The organism is Acinetobacter tandoii DSM 14970 = CIP 107469, from assembly GCF_000400735.1.
Classification (GTDB): Bacteria; Pseudomonadota; Gammaproteobacteria; order Pseudomonadales; family Moraxellaceae; genus Acinetobacter; species Acinetobacter tandoii.
In genome coordinates this window covers 528,229-548,390 of record NZ_KE007366.1, presented here as the reverse complement: position 1 = coordinate 548,390, position 20,162 = coordinate 528,229, and the positions used below count along the sequence as shown (strand labels likewise).

The following is a 20,162-nucleotide window of genomic DNA, read 5'->3' as shown; positions in this document are numbered from 1 at the left end:
ACTCAAGATGGAATTATTACAAAAAAATCGCTGTTTTGATGGTGAGCAACGCATTTATCGTTTTAATTCTCAAACCCTAAAAGGTGATAGCCGTTTTGCAGTGTATTTATCTCCACAAGCATTAGAGGGAGAGGCTTGTCCTGCCTTATTTTATCTTGCGGGTTTAACTTGTACTGAAGAAACTTTTGCCATTAAAGCGCATGCTCAAGGTATGGCAGCACAATTAGGTTTGATTCTGATAATGCCTGACACTTCACCGCGTGGTGATTACGTCGCACAAGGCGATCATTGGGATATTGGTCAAGGTGCAGGTTTTTATATCAATGCAACGCAGGCACCGTGGGCTGAACATTATCAAATGGAAAGCTTTATTGTTGATGAGCTTTATGAGTTAGTATTGCAACAATTCCCAGTTCAGCAAAACCGTGTTGGTATTTTTGGTCATTCGATGGGTGGACACGGTGCATTAACTTTAGCATTTAAATATCCTGATAAATTTAAATCAGTGTCAGCATTTGCACCTATTTGTGCACCGACTCAATGTCCGTGGGGAGAAAAAGCATTTTCCACCTATTTAGGTAATGACCAAGCACTTTGGGCGCAGCATGATGCCGTCGCGTTAGTGGGTGAAAAAGGCGCTTTATTTAATGAAATTTTGATTGACCAAGGTTTGGATGATCAATTTTATAGCCAGTTGAATCCTGCATTATTCCAACAAGTCTGTGTGCAAGTCGGGCAAACTTTGACCCTGCGTGAACATGCGGGCTATGATCATGGTTATTATTTTATTCAAAGTTTTATGGATGATCATCTTCAATTCCATGCCGTCCAACTTGAATCTTAACTAACTTTTCCAAAGGGGCGGAGTTTAACTCCGCTGCCATTCTGCTTTGAATTCTTGCTGTGCCATACGGCTTAAATGATCCAGCACAACTTTTTCCAAGTGATCCATTTTGTCTACGGATGCAGTAATTTCAACCGCTAAATATTCTGCCTGCGGGATAAGGCTAACCTGAGCTTCAGGCATAATAATCTCAAATTGTTGCTCTGATTCTTTCACTTCAAATTTATGTTTCCAGTGATTATATAAGCGCTTAGCGATACGGGCAGATTCTAATGTGGCAATTTGACTGCTACTTTTCATTTTTTTCGACCATAATGTAGGAACTTTACCATAACAAATTTGGCAGGTTTGCATACGGCATCACTGCAACGCAATGTTGCAAAAATGAAATGTCACAGACCTTGGCCGCAGTTTGCTATAATGATGGCATTAAATTCATGAACTCTCAGGTTGATCCATGTCTAAGCCTTATTTAATCGCACCTTCAATTTTATCTGCTGATTTTGCACGTCTAGGTGAAGATGTTGAAAAAGTATTAGAGGCAGGTGCTGACGTGGTGCATTTTGATGTAATGGATAATCATTATGTACCGAATCTTACTTTTGGTGCAGGGGTATGTAAGGCATTAAAAAACTATGGCATTAAAGCTCCAATCGATGTGCATTTAATGGTATCTCCAGTGGATCGTATGATTGGCGATTTCTTGGAAGCAGGGGCCGATATCATTACTTTCCATCCAGAAGCCACAGATCATATTGATCGTTCTTTACAGTTGATTAAAGCGGGTGGTGCGAAAGCTGGTCTAGTCTTTAACCCTGCAACACCATTACATTATTTGGATTATGTATTAGATAAAGTCGATCAAATTCTATTGATGAGTGTTAACCCTGGTTTTGGCGGACAAAAATTTATTCCAATGACCTTGGAAAAATTACGTCAGGCACGCAAGATTATTGATGCTTCAGGTCGTGACATTCGTTTAGAAGTAGACGGTGGTGTTGGTCCAGCCAACATTCGTGAAATTGCAGAAGCGGGTGCAGATATGTTCGTTGCGGGTTCAGCTATTTTTGGCAAACCTGATTATAAAGCTGTGATTGATGAAATGCGTGATGAACTTTCGAAAGTAGGTTCAGTGACAGTTTAACGCTTAGAACTAAAATTTGTGTAGGTTGTGGATAACTTTGTGGGTAAGCTTGTAGATATCTATGTAGATAACTATATGGATATCTCGTTTAAACAATAAACAATTTCGCATCAAGTGTTTATCGATTAGACTTTATATGTATAAAAAGAGCACATTTGTGCTCTTTTTTATTGTAATCACGGTTTGAAAAAATAGCTGCTTTATTCAGCTCAGCTTAAAAGTTATACAGATTAAAAATTAATAAATATGAGTAAATTTTTTATCAACGCAAGATGAAGCATGAGCGAAAAATGAGAAAAAATTGTGTCTAACTGATTTGTTGGGTATGCTGTATAGATGCATTTTGCTGTAATGACCTTCTATCTCTCAATCTAGGATGATTAAGGTGTTGACGAATCTCCGCAGACAGTCTTGGTTTGTGTGCTTCATGGTTTTTGCCATGGGGTGGAGTAGTCTTGTCTATGCATCAGCAATGCCAATGCACGCCCAAATGTTACAACAGCAGTTGCAGCAACAGAGTATGGTGAATGCCGAGCTTCTACATAGCCAACACCAAACTGTGCAAAAGAAACAACCTGATTGTCATAGCGCAGAATCAGTTAAACCACATCAACAACATGCACTACATTCAGATATACAGAAGAACAGTGATTGTGAAAGCCATTTAAGTAGCACAATTCAAGTGAAACAATGTGCTGATTGTGCTCAATTACATTGCCAGACCTTAAGCGTCTGGCTTGATACGGCTGTTACTGATCCACTGCAATATTTTCATGCAGAGACGTTAACCAATCTACATAGCCGTTATACGGCTCAGCATTTAATTGGTTATTGGCAAGAAATTTTACGCCCTCCCAAAGCTTAACTTTATTCAGAAAGCAGAATTTTTATTAATTTCGAATAAAGGTTAAGTCATGTCTATTTTATTTCGTCAAAGCCTCTTGATTGGGCTATGTGTATTTTCATCATCATGGACCCTTGCCGCAGCCAAGGAATATCATTTGACCATTGATGAAGGGATGGTCAATGTAACAGGTAAGCCACTAAAACGTATTATCGTGAATGGTCAGTTTCCCGCACCCTTGCTTGAATTTGAAGAAGGTGACGATGCGGTTATTCACGTACATAACAATTTAAAAAATCAGGATTCATCTTTACATTGGCATGGTTTATTGTTGCCAGGTTTGATGGATGGTGTGCCTGGTTTTAATGGGTTTAAAGGCATTAAACCCAATGAAGATTTTGTGTACCGTTTTAAGGTTCGCCAAAATGGGACTTATTGGTATCACGCTCATTCCAAAGGGCAGGAACAAGATGGTTTATATGGCGCTTTGGTCATTTATCCGAAAAATAAACAGCCTTTAGCAGCACATGAAAAAGCTGAACGTGATTATGTGGTCATGTTGTCAGATTTTCATGAACAAAAAAGCGATCAAATCCAAAAGAACTTAAAAATCTCCGCTGAATATTATCAGAACCAACGTGAAACTTTGCGTAGTGTTTGGCAACAAGTTCAGCGTGATGGACTCAAAGCTACATGGTCTGACCGTTCCATGTGGAACCAGATGCGGATGCTGAAAACAGATCTGTCCGATGTGACGGGTTATACCTTTCTGGTCAATGGTAAAACGCCTGAACAAAACTGGACTGGGCTGTTTAAGCCGAATGAAAAAGTCCGTTTACGCTTCATTAATGCTTCTGCCATGTCTTTTTTTGATGTGCGGATTCCAAATTTAAAAATGACAGTTGTCAGTGCGGATGGTCAACCTGTTCAGCCAGTGAATGTCGATGAATTTCGGATTGGAACGGCGGAAACCTACGATGTAATTGTTGAGCCAAAACAAGCGAATTATCAGATTGAAGCAGAATCTATTGATCGTTCTGGTTTTGCCAGTGCCACTTTGCAGAATGAACTAGCTCCTGTGAAGCCAGCTATGCAGATGCCACAAGCTCGACCGCGTGCCTTGTTGAATATGGCAGATATGGGACATGGCAGTGGTGATCAATCTTCTAGTATGGATCATTCAACGATGAACCAAGCAGAAATGCAAGACATGGATCAGTCAACGATGAATCATGCAGAAATGCAAGGTATGGATCACTCGAAAATGAATCATGCTGAGATGCAAGGCATGGATCACTCGAAGATGAATCATGCTGAGATGCAGGGTATGGATCATTCGAAGATGAACCAAGCAGAGATGCAAGGTATGGATCATTCACAGCATCAACAGATGACATCGACTCCGAAGAATACTGTGGTTGAAGGTTGGGCAAATGCTTCTACGCCAGCAGGTGATAAGGCCTTGCAATATCATGATTTAAAATCATTAACCCCACAACCAGATACCCGTGAAGCCAGTAGTGAACTGGTGATTCGTTTAGGCGGCACCATGGAACGCTATATATGGACCATCAACGGGAAAAAGTTTAGTGATGCTGAGCCACTGAAAGTGAAGTATGGCGAACGTATTCGCATTAAATTTATTAATGACAGCATGATGGCGCACCCGATGCATTTACATGGCATGTTTATGCAATTAGAAAATGGGCAAGCAGCAGTTGATATGCCAAATAAACATACCATTGTGGTTCCACCTGCAAAAACTGTGACGGCATTATTAACTGCGGATGAGCTCGGTGAATGGGCGATTCACTGTCATTTGCTGTATCACATGGGTGCAGGCATGATGAATAAATTGATTGTTGCCAATGTGACAGACGGGAAAGTATCGACCACACCGATATCCAAAGCGAGCCAAGCTAAAGCCGAAAATTCAAGTACAGAACAACAAGGAGAGCAACATGCACATCACTAATTTATTGCCGAAAATGGTTCTCCTTAGTTCATTATTATTGGGCCAAGTGGCTTTTGCACAGGAACAACAGGTACATACTGCACATCAGTCCATGACTGAATCAGAAGATCATCAGATGGATCACTCTCAAATGCAACATCAGATGCACAATATGGATCATTCCAATATGCAGCAGATGACAATGCCCGTTAGCTCGAGCGAACCATCTGCACAAAAACAATCTCGCGATACTCAAAAGAAACAAGCCAACACTGAACAGCAGGGCGATCAAAATGCGCAGCATTAATTTATTTCCACAGACTGTTCTGGCAGGTTCTTTGTTGTTGCTGAGTCAATTGACTTTAGCGCAAGCACAGCAAGACCATACCGTGCATCAACAGCAAAGCGAATCACAGGTTCAGCAAGCTGAGATGGATCATTCTGAAATGATGCATGAGATGCAGAATATGGATCATTCCAGTATGCAACCCATGGCATCAAGTAGCATGAGTTCAGCTACTGATTCGGTCAAACCAATACATGCGTCACCATCAGCCGATTATCCACAGTACCAACCAACTCAGGTGGGGGTAGAACCATCTAAAAACAAACACTCAGAGCATGATCATCGTGCAGAACACGGTGCACAGGTTTATATGGTCAATACTTTTGATAATAAGTGGTTGATTGATGAAGGGGGAACAGGCACTTTAAAATCTGAGTTTGAAACCCGCATTGGTACAGATGAAAATAAGCTTTTTATTAAAGCTCACTTAGATAAGCAGGAATCACATGCGGCCGAATATGAGGTGAAGGCACTTTATAGTCGAATGATTTCAGACTTTTGGGATGTGCAAATGGGTACACGTTACCGTGTCGAAAAAGTCGAGTTAGATCAGCATCGTAAAGATACGGAAGAAAAATGGGATGCCGTAATTGGTTTACATGGTTTGGCGCCGTATTTCTTTGAAACAGATGCCTATCTATATGCAGGTGAAGATCATTATTCAGGCTTTAGTCTCGAAACAGAGCGAGATTTGTTGCTGACACAAAAGCTGATTTTTAAACCCTATTTAGATGTAGAACTTGTGTTTAGTGATGATTCTAAATATGCCAAAAAAACAGGCTTGAGTGGTGTCACAGCAGGTTTGGAAACGCGTTATGAAATGAATAAAAGGGTGATGCCTTATATCGACATTGCGTATGAATATTCAAAAGGTAACGATGCTACACCTTGGCAGGCCGAGAGTGGCTCTGAAAAAGGCTGGCTTTATGGTGCAGGCATTCGTTTCAAGTTCTAAGATCTGAGTTTACTCACATTTTATTCAGTTTAATATATTCATAAGGCTTTAAAACTTCGGTTTTAAAGCCTTATTTTTTATAGGTGTATTTAATGTTATTGCATTGTAGTTTCGCACCATAAAAGCGCAGTATTGAGTATAATTGAGCGTAATTATAAGGAGGAACGACCTCCCTTGGTGCTTAAACTTTAAAGATGCACCAAGAAAATTCCTCAGGACGACCTGATTTTTGATTTAAATTTGGAGGTCGCCATGGCTTGGATTGTACTTATTTTTGCGGGTATTTTTGAAATCGTATGGGCATATTCCATGAAGCTGTCAGAAGGCTTTACCCGAATAGGTCCGAGTATTATCACCCTAATTTTTATGATCTTAAGCTTTGCTTTATTGGCATATGCGATGCGCACTTTACCCTTGGGTACAGCATATACGATTTGGACGGGAATAGGTGCAATCGGTTCCTTTTTGGTGGGTATTTTTATTTTAGGTGAGCCTGCGACAGCTATGCGGATGCTTGCCGCCATCTTAATTATTTCAGGGCTTGTATTAATGAAGCTTTCATCTTCATAATCAGTCTTATTTTTATTTCTCAATATCGCAGGAGCAGACAATGAAACTTGCATTTATGTATATGGCTTCTCCTGTTGGACAGTTAAAATTAGTTGCGCATGATACCGCGCTGGTTGCGGTACTCTGGGAAAATGAAAATCCTAAACGCGTGCGATTGGCCGAATTGGTCGAACAGCCCGATCATCCAATCTTGCTGCAAACACAACAGCAGCTCATGCAATATTTTGCAGGCACACGTCAGCAGTTTGATTTGCCTTTAGATTTTGAAGGAACAGAATTTCAAAAGCAGGTTTGGCAAGCTTTGTTGAATATTCCCTTTGGTGAAACCCGCAGTTATAAAGACATTGCAGAACAATTGGGCAATCCCAAAGCGGTACGTGCCGTGGGAGCAGCCAATGGTAAAAATCCAATTTCTATTATTGCGCCGTGCCATCGGGTGATTGGTTCAAGCGGTAAATTGGTGGGTTTTGCAGGTGGGTTGAGCAATAAAGAGATTCTTTTAAAAATTGAACAACTGAAATAAACTGAAAAACTAAGTTCTTTATAATTTTAAGTAAAATGATTGCACAGATTTTTGCACTGCTGTCGTCCACATTTTGGTGGATTTTATTACTATTCATTGCCGTTGTGCTATTTAAGGCATTTAAACCCTTCCTAAAAGGAAAAATGGGCGAGTTTGCGGTTGCAACTCATGTCAAACTTTATTTAGATCAAGACAGTTATACCTTACTCAACGATTGCACCTTACCAGATGAACAGAACCAGACCACACAAATTGATCATATTCTACTGAGCTCTTTTGGTATTTTTGTGATTGAAACTAAAAATTATAAAGGCTGGATTTTTGGTAATCAGCATCAAAAAACATGGACACAGAAAATTTATAAAAAGAGTTTTAAGTTTCAAAATCCATTATATCAAAACTATAAACATCAAAAGGTATTGGAAGATATTTTGTCCGATATTGTTGAGCCTCAGTTTATTCATTCTTTAATCGTATTTATGCCTGACTGCGAGTTTAAAACGCAAATGCCTCAGAATGTGTTTCGTGGAGCAGCTTGGACGGATTACGTGAAAACTTTTCAGGAGGTGATGATTCCACCGATGAAGTTGAAGCGGATTCAATTACGGATTGAAAAAGAAGTACTGGAAAAGTCGTGGAAAACCAATCGTCAACATGTTGAGAATTTAAAGCTCAAACACAGTGAATAAAAATAAACCCACAGTTCAAGCAAGAGCTGTGGGTTTTATAAATGAAAGCGAAAATTTAGAAACGTTTTGGAATTTTCTGTCCATTCGGTACAGGTGTTTCCGCTTGTTTTAATACGCCAAATAACCATGTTTCTGCATGTTGTACCGCAATCTTTAACTCATCGCCCATCGCGAGACGACCTGCAATAAAGCTCGCGAGTGAACAGCCCGAACCATGATATTCACCTGCTAGACGTGGGCAATGGCTTTCAGATACAAATTCCCCATCAATATATAAGGCATTGCGAATATAGTCGGCAGTATCTTCATGTCCACCTTTCACCAAAACCGCTTTTGCACCCATCGCAAACAATTTCTGCGTGGCAGCTTCCAAGTCCTGTTCGCCCGTTAAAGCACGCAGTTCTACGGTATTTGGAGTAAGCATAGTGGCCAATGGAATGAGTTCGACAAAAGCTTTGACCAGGGTGGCTTGATCTCCTAAAGAACCACCGCTATTCGCAACCAACACTGGGTCAAGTACATAACGATACTCTGGATGTTCACGTAAAAATTCAGCCAAAGCGGCAATATTGTCGGTTGTACCGAGCATGCCAGACTTCACACACTGAATCGGTAGATCACCGACGACGGCATGTGCTTGGGCCAAAAGTAATTCTTTGGAGGTTGCTTCAAAGCCAAAAACTTGTTGTGAGTTTTGAATGGTCAGTGCGGTACATGCAATTGCGGCATGCGCACCACTTTGACCAATCGCTTCAATATCCGCTTGTAAGCCAGCACCGCCAGAAGGGTCTAAACCCGAAAAGCACAGTACAGTCGGGCGCATGTACATTTCCTTCATTCATGAGATTTGCGATAGTATAGGCAACTTTGAGCGAAGTCTCGAGCGTAATTTATTGGGTTGGACAATGATTAAGAATATCTTGATTGATTTAGATGGAACACTGACAGATCCCAAAGTCGGGATTACCACTTCTGCACGGTATGGTTTGGCAAAAGTGGGGCACCCGATTCCTGAGTCAGAGAATATTGACTGGATTATTGGTCCACCACTGAAAGCATCTTTGGCTAAAATTTTAAATGTTGATCCTCATGATGTATTGGCGGATCAAGCATTATTGGGTTATCGCGAGCGTTTCTCGGTCACAGGTTTATTTGAAAATCATGTGTTTGAAGATGTGGCACAAACTTTAGCATCATTAAAAAACAAAGGTTATCGCTTATTTTTGGCAACTGCTAAACCTGAAGTTTATGCCCGTCAGATTTTAGATCATTTTAATTTATTAGAGTATTTTGAATATCCCTATGGCAGTGAATTGAATGGTGAACGAACCAATAAAGGCGAGTTAATTGCTTATATTTTAGAACAAGAGCAGCTTCAAGCCGAAGAATGTTTGATGGTGGGTGACCGTGAGCATGATATTTTCGGCGCACGCAGCAATGGCATTGAAACCATTGCCGTGGAATATGGCTATGGCTCTATGGCTGAACTTGATGCAGCTCAACCCAAGGCTCGAATCCAACGTTTTGCCGATTTGTTGAACCTGATTTAATCAATCATTGATCCATTTAAGCACCTCACTTTCCCTTGTTGAAAAGTAAGGTGCTTGGTTTTATATACCTAATGTTCTACGAATTTCATTGGCTAAAACTGCAGGATTGGCATGTTGATGTGGAATGCTAAAACTTTTAAAGCCATCCCCTCTAAATTTACGATCTACTTCTAATAACACGTGAGTTTGATGCTGTTCTGCTACAAAGGACACTTCAATTTCATTGATGCCACTAAAAAACTGCGCAGGTTTAAACTCTAACTCTTGATAACAGCCAAGGGTCGAGTAAAACCCATTGCCACGAAGTTGACCTTTTTCAACATCGGCAGTCACCAAGTGAAAACCACATTGTTGCATGGCTTGAATAAAGCTGTGCATAGTAGGTGTCGGGGTAATCTGTAGATAGTCTTTATCGGTGGCATCGAGTCCCCAATCGACATCTAAATGAGTATGTAACCAAACACGGGTTTTATTGCTGTGGCAAGCCAGATCGGTCAAAGGTGTTTCAAACGGCAATTGAATTGAAAACGGGAAGGTGTGGGTCTGGTTGGCTTGTAATTCAAATGCACCACTAATATGCCATTCCGCAATCGTCAAATTGGTGTTGTATTCTGAGTCATTCGATTCGACTTCGGCTGTGGTCATTAATTTTAAATAGATGCCATTAATATGTTTATTAGAAGAAGCACCCGTAAAAATGACTTCTCCATTCAGGACTTGACCTGCTTGTAATTGACTGTTGTGTATACGAGTGTCTACCTGAATGCCTTGTAGACCTAAGCTCGACATAAGTTTATTCAACATGATGCAAAAATTCCCAAAGAGAAAGGTATGAAAATTAAGAAAAATAAGTGATTTCTAAAATAAAGCTGCATGAGATTAGCATAATTCAGTCAAGCCTTAGCGCATATCTAAATACAAAGTTTCCTTAATTTCTTCCATCACAATATAGCTATGCGATGAAGCAGATGAGGGGAGTTTTTTCAATAAATCACCTAATAAGCGGCGATAAGCAGTCATCTCTTTTAAGCGTGCTTTGACCAGATAATCGAATTCGCCTGAAATTAAGTGACATTCCAAAACCTCAGGAATTTCGACCAAATCTCGTGCGACTTGGTCAAAGACATCTCCCGATTTGGCAGAGAGTTTAATCTCTAAAAACACCAGTAAGTTTCGGTCAACCAGTGCAGGATTCAGCCGTGCATGATAGCCCGTGATAATGCCGTCGCGTTCCAGTCGCTTGACCCGTTCAGAGCAAGGCGTAGTGGATAAATTGACCCGAGAAGCCAATTCACTAATCGCAATTCGTCCTTCCATTTGCAGAATATCCAAAATCAGGCGATCTACACGGTCTAATTTACGCATAAGCTTTTCTCTGTTTTTTGCCTTTCTTTAGTGAAAATTTCATGAATATCTCTTAACTATACCTATTAAATCAGTCAAATTCACTATTGATGTAGAAATATACTAGTTAAATAAACTGGTGAAGCAGTGGGATAAAGGAAATGCGCGTAATTGTTCTAGGTAGTGGTGTAATTGGTGTAGCAAGTGCATATTATCTTGCGCAGCAGGGAGCAGAAGTGACTGTATTGGACCGTCAATCAGGTCCAGCAGAAGAAACAAGTTTTGGTAATGCAGGGCAAATTTCGCCAGGGTATTCGACTCCTTGGGCCGCACCTGGCATTCCATTTAAAGCGGTCAAGTGGATGTTTCAGCATCATGCGCCATTAGCAATCAACATGGATGGTAGCATGTGGCAGTTACAGTGGATGGCACAAATGCTCAAAAACTGTAATGCGCAAAGTTATGCAGTCAACAAAGAACGTATGACCCGTGTAGCAGAATATAGCCGTGATTGTTTGCGCGAATTGCGTAAAGACACAGGCATCAGCTATGAAAACCGTTCTAAAGGAACATTACAGGTGTTCCGTAATGAAGCGCAATTAGAAGCAGTACAACGTGATATTCAAGTATTAAAAGAGTGTGGTGTACCGCATGAGTTGTTATTGAAAGATGACTTGGCTCGCGTAGAACCTGCACTGGGCTTTGCCAAAGATAAATTGGTCGGTGGTTTACATTTACCAAATGATGAAACGGGTGATTGCTATAAGTTCACCAATTCACTTGCAGATATTGCTAAAGCTAACGGTGTGAAGTTCTTGTTTAACCAGAACGTCGAGCGCTTAGTGGTTGAAGGCGATGAAATTAAAGGTGTGGTGGTAAATGGTCAAGTATTGACCGCAGACCGTTATGTGTTGGCATTCGGTAGTTATTCACGTGATTTCTTAAAACCACTTGAGTTACATCTACCAGTTTATCCAGTCAAAGGCTATTCATTGACAGTGCCAATTATTGATCCTGCGTTTGCACCACAATCAACCGTATTGGATGAAACTTACAAAATTGCGATTACTCGTTTTGATCAACGTATCCGTGTTGGTGGTATGGCAGAGCTAAGTGGTTTCAACTTGAAGCTGAATGATGACCGCCGTGGCACACTAGAAATGGTCACCAAAGATTTATTCCCTGGCGGTGATTTACCAAATGCGACTTTCTGGACAGGCTTACGCCCAATGACGCCAGACAGCACGCCAATCATTGGTGCAACACGTTTCAAAAATCTGTTCTTGAATACAGGGCATGGCACCTTAGGTTGGACCATGGCATGTGGTTCAGGCAAGCTGATTAGTGACTTGGTGATGAACCATAAACCAGACATCAGCATTGATGGGTTATCGATTGAACGTTATTTAAGTGCAGCATAATTCCTGAATTCAGGGAGTTGTTTGAATTTTAGGGAAGAAGAGTTATGCCACGTCCAATTACTGCGGTGATTCATCAATCCGCACTCAAACATAATCTGGCAATTGCGCGTGCCGCAATGCCAGATAGCCAAGTTTTTGCTGTGGTCAAAGCCAATGCTTACGGGCATGGCATTGAACGCGTGTATCAAGCCTTTAAATCTGCCGATGGTTTTGCATTGCTTGATATCGAAGAAGCAAAGCGCATTCGTGCTTTGGGCTGGACAGGGGAAATCCTGTTACTGGAAGGGATTTTCTCGCCGCAAGATTTATATGATTGTGCACAGTATCAATTGAATTTTACTGTGCATAATGAATTGCAAATTCAATGGTTACAACAGTTTCCCGTTGCAGCACAATTCAAAGTGTTCTTAAAAATGAACAATGGCATGAATCGTTTAGGGTTCACACCAGAACACTATGTCGATGCATGGAAAAAACTGAAGGATTTAGCTTCGGTTAAAGAATTGGTACACATGATGCATTTCTCTGACGCTGATGGCGAGCGTCAAGGTCAGGTGGGGATTGAATATCAGCATCAAGTGTTCCAGCAGATTTTAGAGCAGTATCCAGCACCTTGTTCAATCAGCAATAGTGCCGCAATTTTAAGATACTCGACTCAGCTACGCTCAGACTACGCACGTAGCGGCATCATGCTATATGGCAGTTCTCCAGATTTTCCAACGCATACTATTCAGGATTGGAATTTACAACCGAGTATGAGTTTGCGCAGTGAAATCATCGCCATTCAACAGGTGAATCCAAACGACAGCATTGGCTATGGCTCTAGTTTTGTCGCAGATCGACCAATTCGCGTCGGGATTGTGGCATGTGGTTATGCCGATGGTTATCAACGTATTTCACCGACAGGTACGCCTGTATTGGTGAACTCTATTCGTACCCGTACTTTAGGGCGTGTCAGCATGGACATGCTCGCAGTTGATCTTGATCCAATTCCCGATGCGCAGATAGGCAGCGAAGTGGTGTTATGGGGTCAATCAAGCACTGGGGCGGTATTGCCGATAGATGAGGTTGCAGCAACTTCAGGCACTGTTGGCTATGAACTAATGTGCGCAGTCACAGCACGCGTCAATTTTTCAATTCAGGAATAAGGAATTAATCATGTCACAACAGGATATTCAGCGCTTCAATACCACCCCTGTGATGAGCGCCGTGACAGTTTTTAACAACGTGGTGTATTTATCAGGTCAGGTCCCAAAAAATCCTGATTTAGATATTAATGGACAAACCCAAGATGTATTAAACACCATTGATCAACTTTTGGCACAAGCCAATAGTGATAAAAGCCGAATTCTTTCAGCACAGCTTTTTCTGAAAGATTTGTCGGATTTTTCAGTGGTGAATGAAATCTGGATTGATTGGTTGAAAGACCATGCAACGCCTGCACGTGCCACGATTCAAGCCGATTTGGTCAATCCAAAATGGCTCATTGAAATTGCAGTAATTGCGGCACAAAAGTAAGTGCTCTTCCATGGAATGGAGGACGTAAGCAATGAGCAATGTGATCAGCTAATTAACCACGAAGGTTAAAGATTACATTGTTAAGGACACAGGCTTAACCCTAGATTAATTGTATTGCTCGTGAGGAGCTAGATCTGGGTTAAGTCCAGTAAAGGAATTAAAAAAGGATGTTGAGTTATGACCACAGTGCGTGAGCCAAAAGCTGAACAAGCAACCCATGAGTTGCAACGCAAGCTCTCTAATCGTCATTTACAATTGATTGCAATTGGCGGAGCTATTGGTACAGGTTTATTTATGGGTTCAGGGAAAACCATCTCCCTCGCTGGACCTTCAATTTTACTGATCTATATGATCATTGGCGGTATGTTCTTTTTCCTGATGCGTGCATTAGGTGAAATTCTACTTTCCAATCTGCATTACAAATCTTTCATCGATATGGCACACGATTTAATTGGTCCTGCAGCAGGCTATTATATCGGTTGGTCGTATTGGCTCGGTTGGGTCTTGGTCGGTATTGCTGACCTTGCGGCGATTATCAATTATCTGAATTTCTGGTTACCGCCCGATATGGCGTTTACGCCCATAGGGCAAGCGTTGATCAGTGCAGGTTGTGTATTGTTGGTACTTGGACTGAATCTTTTAACCGTCAAGCTATTTGGTGAAATTGAATTTTGGTTTGCATTAATCAAAATTCTCGCCATTTTAGGATTGATTGTCATCGGTGGTTTTATGGTGTTCAGTCATTTCCAAGCACCACAGGGTTCAATCGCAAGTTTTAGCAATGTCTGGTCACATGGTGGAATGTTCCCTAAAGGTGCAAGTGGTTTCTTGGCAGGTTTTCAGATTGCACTCTTTGCTTTTGTAGGTGTGGAATTAATTGGAACAATGGCTGCTGAAGCGAAAGATCCAGAAAAGAACTTACCCAAAGCCGTGAATGCCATTCCAACCCGAATCATTTTATTCTATGTGTTGGCGTTATTTATTGTAATGTCAGTAACACCGTGGAATGAAATTCCAGCGGATCAAAGTCCATTCGTCAGCCTGTTTTTACATGCAGGGATTGGTGGTGCAGCAGTGATTATGAACTTGGTGGTATTATCTTCGGTAATGTCATCAATGAATAGTGGCGTGTTCTCGACCAGTCGTATGCTATACGGTTTGTCTTTAGGTGGTCAGGCACCAAAAGGATTGGGTGAATTATCTAGCCGAGCTGTACCCGCCAAAGGCTTGCTGTTCTCATGTCTCTTTATTATGGCAGGCGCAGCATTGCAGTATTTCGTTCCGAATACTGTAGAAGCATTCACCTTGGCAAGTTCGTTGTGTGTAATTCTATTTATCAGTATTTGGGGGCTTATTATGGTGTGCTATTTACGCTACCGTAAATTACGCCCTGAATTACATGCACAATCGAAGTTCAAAATGCCGGGTGGGGTATGGATGTCTTATGTGGTTTTGATTTTCCTATTCTTTACCCTGATTATTTTAAGTTTAGAACCTGATACCTTACGTGCCTTAATTATTAGTCCAGTTTGGCTCATTATTTTGACGATTACTTATCGAGTACTGTATTTGCCACGTGTGAAAAAACGTATGTTAGCGCAGCAACTTGATAACTAAGTAAAACGCATCGCTTAGCTTGCGATATCTGAGAGAAAACCCTGCATCAGCAGGGTTTTCTTTTTGTCTAAACAAAGTAAATGTACTCTAATTAAGTATGAGATAATTGTATGATTTTATTTATAAAAGCTATTTAACTCGAGCCATTTCATTTTTAATGAAGCACTTTAAAATTTTAACAATGATCTATGCGTAATTATAAAATCGACATCCTGCGTGGAGTGTCCATCCTTTTGGTATTGGTTCATCATTTTAATATTCCTTATAAATTACACGATACGTTTCTCGGTATCCCAATTGGGGGTGAAAGCTTAAGTACCTTAATTGCAAGAAATGGTAATTATGGTGTGACCATGTTTTTTGTCATTTCAGGTTTTTTGATTACCCAACATACTTTGCAACGCAGCGGATCTTTGGCGCAGATTAAGCTGAAAGATTTTTATATCCGACGTATTGCTCGAATTATGCCGTGTCTGGTGTTATTGGTTGCAATTGTCACCGTACTGGGTGCTTTGGAACTTAAACCATTCATGAATCAGTCACCGAATGGTGTAGACGTATCTTATGCGGTGACCGTCCTTTCAGCTTTTATCTTTTGGATGAACATATTGATTATTGAATTTGGATGGATCAATTATGCCCTAGGGGTATTGTGGTCTTTATCAGTAGAAGAGGTCTTTTATTTAGCCTTTCCTATACTGTGTTTAGTGCTTGGTCGAGGCAAAGGGTTTATTGTTTTTCTGCTCCTTATCATCGCGTATGCACCTTATTTTCGTGCCCTGCATTTTGCAGAAGAAAGTGGCGCTTATCTGTATCACTACTTTTCTAGTTTTGATGGAATTGCGATTGGCTGCCTCACCGCAATGTATGCACAGTATTTTAAAGGCGTCATTTACAATCCAAAAGTGATTGTTGCGGTGACTGTATTTTTGATGACCGCTTTATATTTTTATGCACCGATCAAAGAAGTGAGTATATGGGGTATCAGTGTATTTGCGTTACTTACAGCGTTGCTGATGTTTTGCTTTGTACAAGACCCGAAAGTTGAACCTGTCTCATACGCTGCACGGAGTTTAGTTTGGATTGGACAGCGTAGCTATGAAATGTATTTGTTTCACTTAATTGTTTTGGGTTTTATGAAAGTTGTGTATTTCCCAAAAGAAACTTTAGCGGCTGAAAAGCTGATGTTGCTGCCAGTTTATTTTATTGCAGTGTTTATAATGAGTTGGGCAATTGAAAAGTATTATTCGACTCCGCTCAATTTAAAAATACGTCAAGCTTGGATACGCTAATAGCTCTGCTTTTTGGGTGTGCTGTTGATTTTTATAGATATAAAAAAGCCCTGAACTAATCAGGGCTTTTCATTTCGGGGATTTTAAAATGTCGGTTTCACCACGACTAAAATCACCACAGCAAATAAAATGAGGGTCGGCATTTCATTAAAGAAGCGCCAGAACTTGTGTGACTTGTAATGTGCATTACCAATGAGTTTCTTACGGTAATAACCGCAGACAAAATGGTAAATCACCAATAGGCCAACTAAGCCGACTTTCAGGTAAAACCACAATGCTTCATGGTAATGGCGCGTTGCATCTCCCCAATCCACCAAAAAATGTGCCGTAATGAGGGTTGCGATCATCGCGGGCCACATAATGCCACGATAGAGTTTACGCTCCATCACTTCGAAACGCTGATGACTGACTGCATCATCGCTCATGGCGTGATAGACATATAAACGGGGGAGGTAGAAGAGTGCAGCGAACCAACAAACGACTGCAATGATATGTAATGCTTTTACCCAAAGGAAAGCATCAGAAGGAGCATCCATCAATTCACCCTTTTAAGGGCAGTGTGGAAAGTTGATCATTCACTGCATCAGCAATGAATGATCAAGATTTCTTAAATTAACCTTCCCATTTTTTGAAAATGAGACAAGCATTTACACCGCCAAAACCGAAACTGTTACTCATCACAGTATTCAATTTTGTATCGCGTTTTTCAAGTACGATATCAAATGGTTTTGCGCCTTCATCAAGTTCAGTCACATTGATGTTCGGTGCAATGAAGTCATTTTGCATCATCAATACAGAGTAAATAGCTTCTTGTACGCCAGCAGCACCCAAACTGTGACCTGTCATTGACTTGGTTGAGCTTAGTGGAGGAACTTGACCTTCGCCAAATGCACGTTCCATTGCTAACAATTCAGTAACGTCACCAGCAGGTGTAGATGTACCGTGTGTATTCACATAGTCAATCTTGTCTACGCCATGCTGTTTCGCTTCTTCAAGTGCCATAAGTACGCAACGCGTTGCACCTTCACCTGATGGAGCAACCATGTCTGCACCATCACTGTTCGCAGCATATGCCACAACTTCAGCTAAGATGTTGGCACCACGTGCTTGAGCGTGTTCAAGTGACTCAAGAACCACGAAACCGCCACCACCAGCAATCACGAAACCGTCACGGTCTGCTGAATACGGGCGAGAAGCTGTTTCTGGTGTATCGTTGTACTTTGAGCAAAGCGCACCCATTGCATCAAACAATAAGCTTTGTGACCAGTGATCTTCTTCACCGCCACCTGCAAGCATGAGGTCTTGTTTACCCAATTGAATCAGGTTGTAAGCATAACCAATAGCATCAGCAGAAGTTGCACAAGCGCTTGTAATGGTGTGTGCAACACCTTGCATTTTAAATGCAACGCCTACGTTCGCAGTGATGGTGTTTGACATGTTGCGTGGTACGAAGAATGGACCAACTTTACGCGCACCTTTGGTGTCGAGCAATTCTTTCATTTCAATGACAGAAGCAGTTGAGCCACCACCTGAACCACCTGTAATACCATAGCGTGGATTGCCACCAATTTGCTCAGCAGTCAAACCAGCATTTTCAACCGCAGCAACCGCAGCGTTATACGCGTACATCGCACACACACCCATAAAACGTTTTAATTTACGGTCAATGTGGTCGAAATCTTGTTCTGCTGCTGCACTGATGTGACTTTTGAAATTAAGTTCAGCATAAGTCGGGTTAAAACGTGTACCAGAAATCCCGTTTTGCAATGAATGAGTGACATCTTCTAAAGTGTTACCGATACATGAGTTGATGCCCATACCAGTAATTACAACACGTTTCATCTACAGATCCCTTATATGGTGATATTTCGAATGACTATATGCAATCAGGGGAGAGCCTTTATGCTACAAGTCTTCATATGTTTGATTTGCAATCATGATAGCAGAAAGATTTTTGAATTCTTATGGCAAATATGATGTGTATTTGGGGGAAAGAAAAAAAACAAATTTAGTCAAAGTTCTTAACTAAAAGAAACAGTTTGATGTTGAGATAAACTTAGACTATACCTAGTATTTAGCGAGAAATGAAAGAATTGAAAAAGAAGGATTGAGAATGACAGAAGCTAATAATAAACAATCAACAGGATTCCTCTCAAATGCCTTTGGAGTGGCTAAAAAGCTCAGCCAAACAGGAATAGATGTTTTGCAACATGTTGCACCAGGCTCTGTTGCAGCATATCCACAAGGTGCGGGAAATTCAGAGTTTATTGAAGGGAAAGCACATTCTAAACCAGCTTTTGAAAGGAAAAAGTATCAAGATGCACAGCAGATTTTACGTGAGCATTTCCCGCAAGTTTCCCGACAACTTTTAGGACGTCATTATTCTAAAGTGAATAACGTGGCGAATTTTGTAGCACCACAGTATACCGACAAAATTAGTGACTATTTTTTTGAAAAGTTGAATGCCTTTAGTTCAGATATTGGTTCTGTTGATGACGTTTTAGATCAGGCCGGCGTACGCGATCTGGAAACCTTAACGCAAGACATTGATCGTTCTAAACGGATTAGTCAGGCTCTGGCTGAACAAAACAAATGGATTGCCTCTTTACAAGGTATGCTCACAGGGGCAACAGGTACCATTGGCTCCAGTGTGGATATTCCATTGTCTTTAATTCTGTCATTGAGAACCATTTATCAAGTCGGACGCTCTTATGGTTTTGAACTGAATAAAGATACCGAGCAAGAGATCGTTCAGTTTATTTTTAAACAAATTGATTTAGGGCTCATTGCTGAGAAACAAGCTTTATTAATGGCGATTAAAACAGTGTCTAAAATGTTGCAAACACATGACATTGGGCAGTTGCAGTATTTATTGGGCTCTAGCAATGATCTTGAATTGCTTAAAAAATGGCTACACAATGAGCAGGGGGATTATACATGGGCTTGGATGAATAAAGTTCCAAATTATAGCTTCCTTAGTAAATTCACGCCTGTGGCAAGTGCAACCTTAAGTGCAGTATATAGTTGGAAGTTAATTGAGGACGTCAATTGCAAAGCACAAGTAGTTTTTGCTCAAGCACGCCAATATCTCCAGCAACACAAAGACCTTGAACTCTCGGTGGTCGCTGCTTACGAGCGATCATTAACTTTATTGGCTCAGGCAACACCTAAGTTATTAACTGGAACTGTACAGCCAAGTTTGGTTGAGGCCGCGTCATTCAATGATATTGCAGAGTTTAAACTGGAAAATCATCAAAATATTGCCAAAGTACGCGTCAAGAAAAAAACCACCACAAAACCGAGCGATGAAACTGAACAACAGCAGCAAATAGAACAAGGCTTGGAAAAATTAGCTGATCATCTGGTAGAGCCTCATGATAAAGCTCAACAACAATCTGCTCTAAGTCCTCAAGCAGTTGAGGTCATTGTGGATGGTGTAGTAGAGCAAATTGAAAATCCATTGGCAGAGCCTGTTGTCGTGGGAAAACGTCCACGTAAAACTCCAACAAAAAGGGTTACAAAAAAGACTACGCCACCGACTGAACAGTAAA

Annotated in this window: 22 protein-coding genes; 16 read left to right on the top strand and 6 right to left on the bottom strand. The window is 40.9% G+C overall.

Annotated features, from left to right (window positions below):
* The first annotated feature begins 7 nt into the window (after positions 1 to 7).
* Positions 8 to 844: an S-formylglutathione hydrolase gene (gene fghA, locus I593_RS09245; protein ID WP_016167304.1), complete on the top strand. Its 837-nt coding sequence runs from the start codon at positions 8 to 10 to the stop codon at positions 842 to 844.
* Between the two features lie 24 nt (positions 845 to 868).
* Here fghA and I593_RS09240 read toward each other — a convergent pair whose 3' ends face one another.
* The gene (locus I593_RS09240; RefSeq protein ID WP_026441180.1) at positions 869 to 1,144 is read right to left on the bottom strand and encodes a DUF2218 domain-containing protein; all 276 of its coding nucleotides are present in this window, start codon (positions 1,142 to 1,144) and stop codon (positions 869 to 871) included.
* Between the two features lie 157 nt (positions 1,145 to 1,301).
* Between I593_RS09240 and rpe the strand changes: the two genes are divergently transcribed.
* The 8 genes from rpe (at position 1,302) to I593_RS09200 (ending at position 7,869) form a co-directional block, all read left to right on the top strand.
* Positions 1,302 to 1,988 (top strand): ribulose-phosphate 3-epimerase, encoded by a 687-nt coding sequence (gene rpe, locus I593_RS09235; RefSeq protein ID WP_016167302.1) that lies wholly within the window; start codon positions 1,302 to 1,304, stop codon positions 1,986 to 1,988.
* A 385-nt stretch (positions 1,989 to 2,373) separates the two neighbouring features.
* Positions 2,374 to 2,853 carry a hypothetical protein gene (locus I593_RS09230; RefSeq protein WP_016167301.1) on the top strand — a complete coding sequence of 160 codons (480 nt, stop codon included), beginning with the start codon at positions 2,374 to 2,376 and terminating at the stop codon, positions 2,851 to 2,853.
* Positions 2,854 to 2,902: 49 nt separating this feature from the next.
* Entirely contained in the window at positions 2,903 to 4,807 is a 1,905-nt protein-coding gene (locus tag I593_RS09225; RefSeq protein ID WP_016167300.1) for a copper resistance system multicopper oxidase, read from the top strand.
* The gene (locus I593_RS09220; RefSeq protein ID WP_016167299.1) at positions 4,794 to 5,093 is read left to right on the top strand and encodes a hypothetical protein; all 300 of its coding nucleotides are present in this window, start codon (positions 4,794 to 4,796) and stop codon (positions 5,091 to 5,093) included. Before I593_RS09225 ends, I593_RS09220 begins: the two co-directional genes overlap by 14 nt.
* Positions 5,080 to 6,087, top strand: coding sequence for a copper resistance protein B (locus I593_RS09215; RefSeq protein ID WP_016167298.1), 1,008 nt, complete (start codon positions 5,080 to 5,082; stop codon positions 6,085 to 6,087). The genes I593_RS09220 and I593_RS09215 overlap by 14 nt, the downstream gene beginning before the upstream one ends.
* A 252-nt stretch (positions 6,088 to 6,339) precedes the next feature.
* A complete protein-coding gene (locus I593_RS09210) occupies positions 6,340 to 6,657 on the top strand; it encodes a DMT family transporter (RefSeq protein WP_016167297.1) in 318 nt (105 codons plus the stop codon).
* A gap of 40 nt (positions 6,658 to 6,697) precedes the next feature.
* Positions 6,698 to 7,180 carry a methylated-DNA--[protein]-cysteine S-methyltransferase gene (locus I593_RS09205; RefSeq protein ID WP_016167296.1) on the top strand — a complete coding sequence of 161 codons (483 nt, stop codon included), beginning with the start codon at positions 6,698 to 6,700 and terminating at the stop codon, positions 7,178 to 7,180.
* A 35-nt stretch (positions 7,181 to 7,215) separates the two neighbouring features.
* Positions 7,216 to 7,869, top strand: coding sequence for a nuclease-related domain-containing protein (locus tag I593_RS09200; protein WP_016167295.1), 654 nt, complete (start codon positions 7,216 to 7,218; stop codon positions 7,867 to 7,869).
* A gap of 55 nt (positions 7,870 to 7,924) precedes the next feature.
* Here the strand turns inward: I593_RS09200 and I593_RS09195 are convergent, their stop codons facing one another.
* The gene (locus I593_RS09195) at positions 7,925 to 8,692 is read right to left on the bottom strand and encodes a hydroxymethylpyrimidine/phosphomethylpyrimidine kinase (RefSeq protein WP_016167294.1); all 768 of its coding nucleotides are present in this window, start codon (positions 8,690 to 8,692) and stop codon (positions 7,925 to 7,927) included.
* An 82-nt stretch (positions 8,693 to 8,774) separates the two neighbouring features.
* Between I593_RS09195 and I593_RS09190 the strand changes: the two genes are divergently transcribed.
* Positions 8,775 to 9,419, top strand: coding sequence for an HAD-IA family hydrolase (locus I593_RS09190; protein ID WP_016167293.1), 645 nt, complete (start codon positions 8,775 to 8,777; stop codon positions 9,417 to 9,419).
* Between the two features lie 60 nt (positions 9,420 to 9,479).
* Here I593_RS09190 and I593_RS09185 read toward each other — a convergent pair whose 3' ends face one another.
* Both I593_RS09185 and I593_RS09180 read right to left on the bottom strand, forming a co-directional pair.
* The gene (locus I593_RS09185; protein WP_016167292.1) at positions 9,480 to 10,223 is read right to left on the bottom strand and encodes a sporulation protein; all 744 of its coding nucleotides are present in this window, start codon (positions 10,221 to 10,223) and stop codon (positions 9,480 to 9,482) included.
* A 96-nt stretch (positions 10,224 to 10,319) separates the two neighbouring features.
* Entirely contained in the window at positions 10,320 to 10,784 is a 465-nt protein-coding gene (locus tag I593_RS09180; RefSeq protein ID WP_016167291.1) for an Lrp/AsnC ligand binding domain-containing protein, read from the bottom strand.
* A gap of 140 nt (positions 10,785 to 10,924) precedes the next feature.
* Between I593_RS09180 and I593_RS09175 the strand changes: the two genes are divergently transcribed.
* The 5 genes from I593_RS09175 (at position 10,925) to I593_RS09155 (ending at position 16,611) form a co-directional block, all read left to right on the top strand.
* On the top strand, positions 10,925 to 12,184 hold the full coding sequence (locus I593_RS09175; RefSeq protein WP_016167290.1) for a D-amino acid dehydrogenase: 1,260 nt from the start codon (positions 10,925 to 10,927) through the stop codon (positions 12,182 to 12,184).
* Between the two features lie 44 nt (positions 12,185 to 12,228).
* The gene (gene alr, locus I593_RS09170; RefSeq protein ID WP_016167289.1) at positions 12,229 to 13,332 is read left to right on the top strand and encodes an alanine racemase; all 1,104 of its coding nucleotides are present in this window, start codon (positions 12,229 to 12,231) and stop codon (positions 13,330 to 13,332) included.
* A gap of 10 nt (positions 13,333 to 13,342) precedes the next feature.
* Positions 13,343 to 13,702 (top strand): RidA family protein, encoded by a 360-nt coding sequence (locus I593_RS09165; protein WP_016167288.1) that lies wholly within the window; start codon positions 13,343 to 13,345, stop codon positions 13,700 to 13,702.
* A gap of 177 nt (positions 13,703 to 13,879) precedes the next feature.
* A complete protein-coding gene (locus I593_RS09160) occupies positions 13,880 to 15,319 on the top strand; it encodes an amino acid permease (protein WP_016167287.1) in 1,440 nt (479 codons plus the stop codon).
* Positions 15,320 to 15,507: 188 nt separating this feature from the next.
* Positions 15,508 to 16,611: an acyltransferase family protein gene (locus tag I593_RS09155; protein ID WP_016167286.1), complete on the top strand. Its 1,104-nt coding sequence runs from the start codon at positions 15,508 to 15,510 to the stop codon at positions 16,609 to 16,611.
* Between the two features lie 83 nt (positions 16,612 to 16,694).
* Here the strand turns inward: I593_RS09155 and hemJ are convergent, their stop codons facing one another.
* Positions 16,695 to 17,147, bottom strand: a complete 453-nt coding sequence (hemJ, locus tag I593_RS09150; protein ID WP_016167285.1) for a protoporphyrinogen oxidase HemJ — start codon at positions 17,145 to 17,147, stop codon at positions 16,695 to 16,697.
* A 76-nt stretch (positions 17,148 to 17,223) separates the two neighbouring features.
* A complete protein-coding gene (locus tag I593_RS09145; RefSeq protein ID WP_016167284.1) occupies positions 17,224 to 18,453 on the bottom strand; it encodes a beta-ketoacyl synthase N-terminal-like domain-containing protein in 1,230 nt (409 codons plus the stop codon).
* Positions 18,454 to 18,724: 271 nt separating this feature from the next.
* On the opposite strand from I593_RS09145, the gene I593_RS09140 reads away from it, so the two are divergent.
* Positions 18,725 to 20,161: an EcsC family protein gene (locus I593_RS09140; RefSeq protein ID WP_016167283.1), complete on the top strand. Its 1,437-nt coding sequence runs from the start codon at positions 18,725 to 18,727 to the stop codon at positions 20,159 to 20,161.
* Position 20,162 lies beyond the last annotated feature (1 nt).

What these genes read in the sequence shown, in the direction of transcription:
- fghA (WP_016167304.1), top strand. Translation starts at nt 8, where the DNA reads ATGGAATTATTACAAAAAAATCGCTGTTTTGATGGTGAGCAACGCATT.
- I593_RS09240 (WP_026441180.1), bottom strand. Translation starts at nt 1,144, where the DNA reads ATGAAAAGTAGCAGTCAAATTGCCACATTAGAATCTGCCCGTATCGCT.
- rpe (WP_016167302.1), top strand. Translation starts at nt 1,302, where the DNA reads ATGTCTAAGCCTTATTTAATCGCACCTTCAATTTTATCTGCTGATTTT.
- I593_RS09225 (WP_016167300.1), top strand. Translation starts at nt 2,903, where the DNA reads ATGTCTATTTTATTTCGTCAAAGCCTCTTGATTGGGCTATGTGTATTT.
- I593_RS09220 (WP_016167299.1), top strand. Translation starts at nt 4,794, where the DNA reads ATGCACATCACTAATTTATTGCCGAAAATGGTTCTCCTTAGTTCATTA.
- I593_RS09215 (WP_016167298.1), top strand. Translation starts at nt 5,080, where the DNA reads ATGCGCAGCATTAATTTATTTCCACAGACTGTTCTGGCAGGTTCTTTG.
- I593_RS09210 (WP_016167297.1), top strand. Translation starts at nt 6,340, where the DNA reads ATGGCTTGGATTGTACTTATTTTTGCGGGTATTTTTGAAATCGTATGG.
- I593_RS09205 (WP_016167296.1), top strand. Translation starts at nt 6,698, where the DNA reads ATGAAACTTGCATTTATGTATATGGCTTCTCCTGTTGGACAGTTAAAA.
- I593_RS09200 (WP_016167295.1), top strand. Translation starts at nt 7,216, where the DNA reads ATGATTGCACAGATTTTTGCACTGCTGTCGTCCACATTTTGGTGGATT.
- I593_RS09195 (WP_016167294.1), bottom strand. Translation starts at nt 8,692, where the DNA reads ATGCGCCCGACTGTACTGTGCTTTTCGGGTTTAGACCCTTCTGGCGGT.
- I593_RS09190 (WP_016167293.1), top strand. Translation starts at nt 8,775, where the DNA reads ATGATTAAGAATATCTTGATTGATTTAGATGGAACACTGACAGATCCC.
- I593_RS09185 (WP_016167292.1), bottom strand. Translation starts at nt 10,223, where the DNA reads ATGTTGAATAAACTTATGTCGAGCTTAGGTCTACAAGGCATTCAGGTA.
- I593_RS09180 (WP_016167291.1), bottom strand. Translation starts at nt 10,784, where the DNA reads ATGCGTAAATTAGACCGTGTAGATCGCCTGATTTTGGATATTCTGCAA.
- I593_RS09175 (WP_016167290.1), top strand. Translation starts at nt 10,925, where the DNA reads ATGCGCGTAATTGTTCTAGGTAGTGGTGTAATTGGTGTAGCAAGTGCA.
- alr (WP_016167289.1), top strand. Translation starts at nt 12,229, where the DNA reads ATGCCACGTCCAATTACTGCGGTGATTCATCAATCCGCACTCAAACAT.
- I593_RS09165 (WP_016167288.1), top strand. Translation starts at nt 13,343, where the DNA reads ATGTCACAACAGGATATTCAGCGCTTCAATACCACCCCTGTGATGAGC.
- I593_RS09160 (WP_016167287.1), top strand. Translation starts at nt 13,880, where the DNA reads ATGACCACAGTGCGTGAGCCAAAAGCTGAACAAGCAACCCATGAGTTG.
- I593_RS09155 (WP_016167286.1), top strand. Translation starts at nt 15,508, where the DNA reads ATGCGTAATTATAAAATCGACATCCTGCGTGGAGTGTCCATCCTTTTG.
- hemJ (WP_016167285.1), bottom strand. Translation starts at nt 17,147, where the DNA reads ATGGATGCTCCTTCTGATGCTTTCCTTTGGGTAAAAGCATTACATATC.
- I593_RS09145 (WP_016167284.1), bottom strand. Translation starts at nt 18,453, where the DNA reads ATGAAACGTGTTGTAATTACTGGTATGGGCATCAACTCATGTATCGGT.
- I593_RS09140 (WP_016167283.1), top strand. Translation starts at nt 18,725, where the DNA reads ATGACAGAAGCTAATAATAAACAATCAACAGGATTCCTCTCAAATGCC.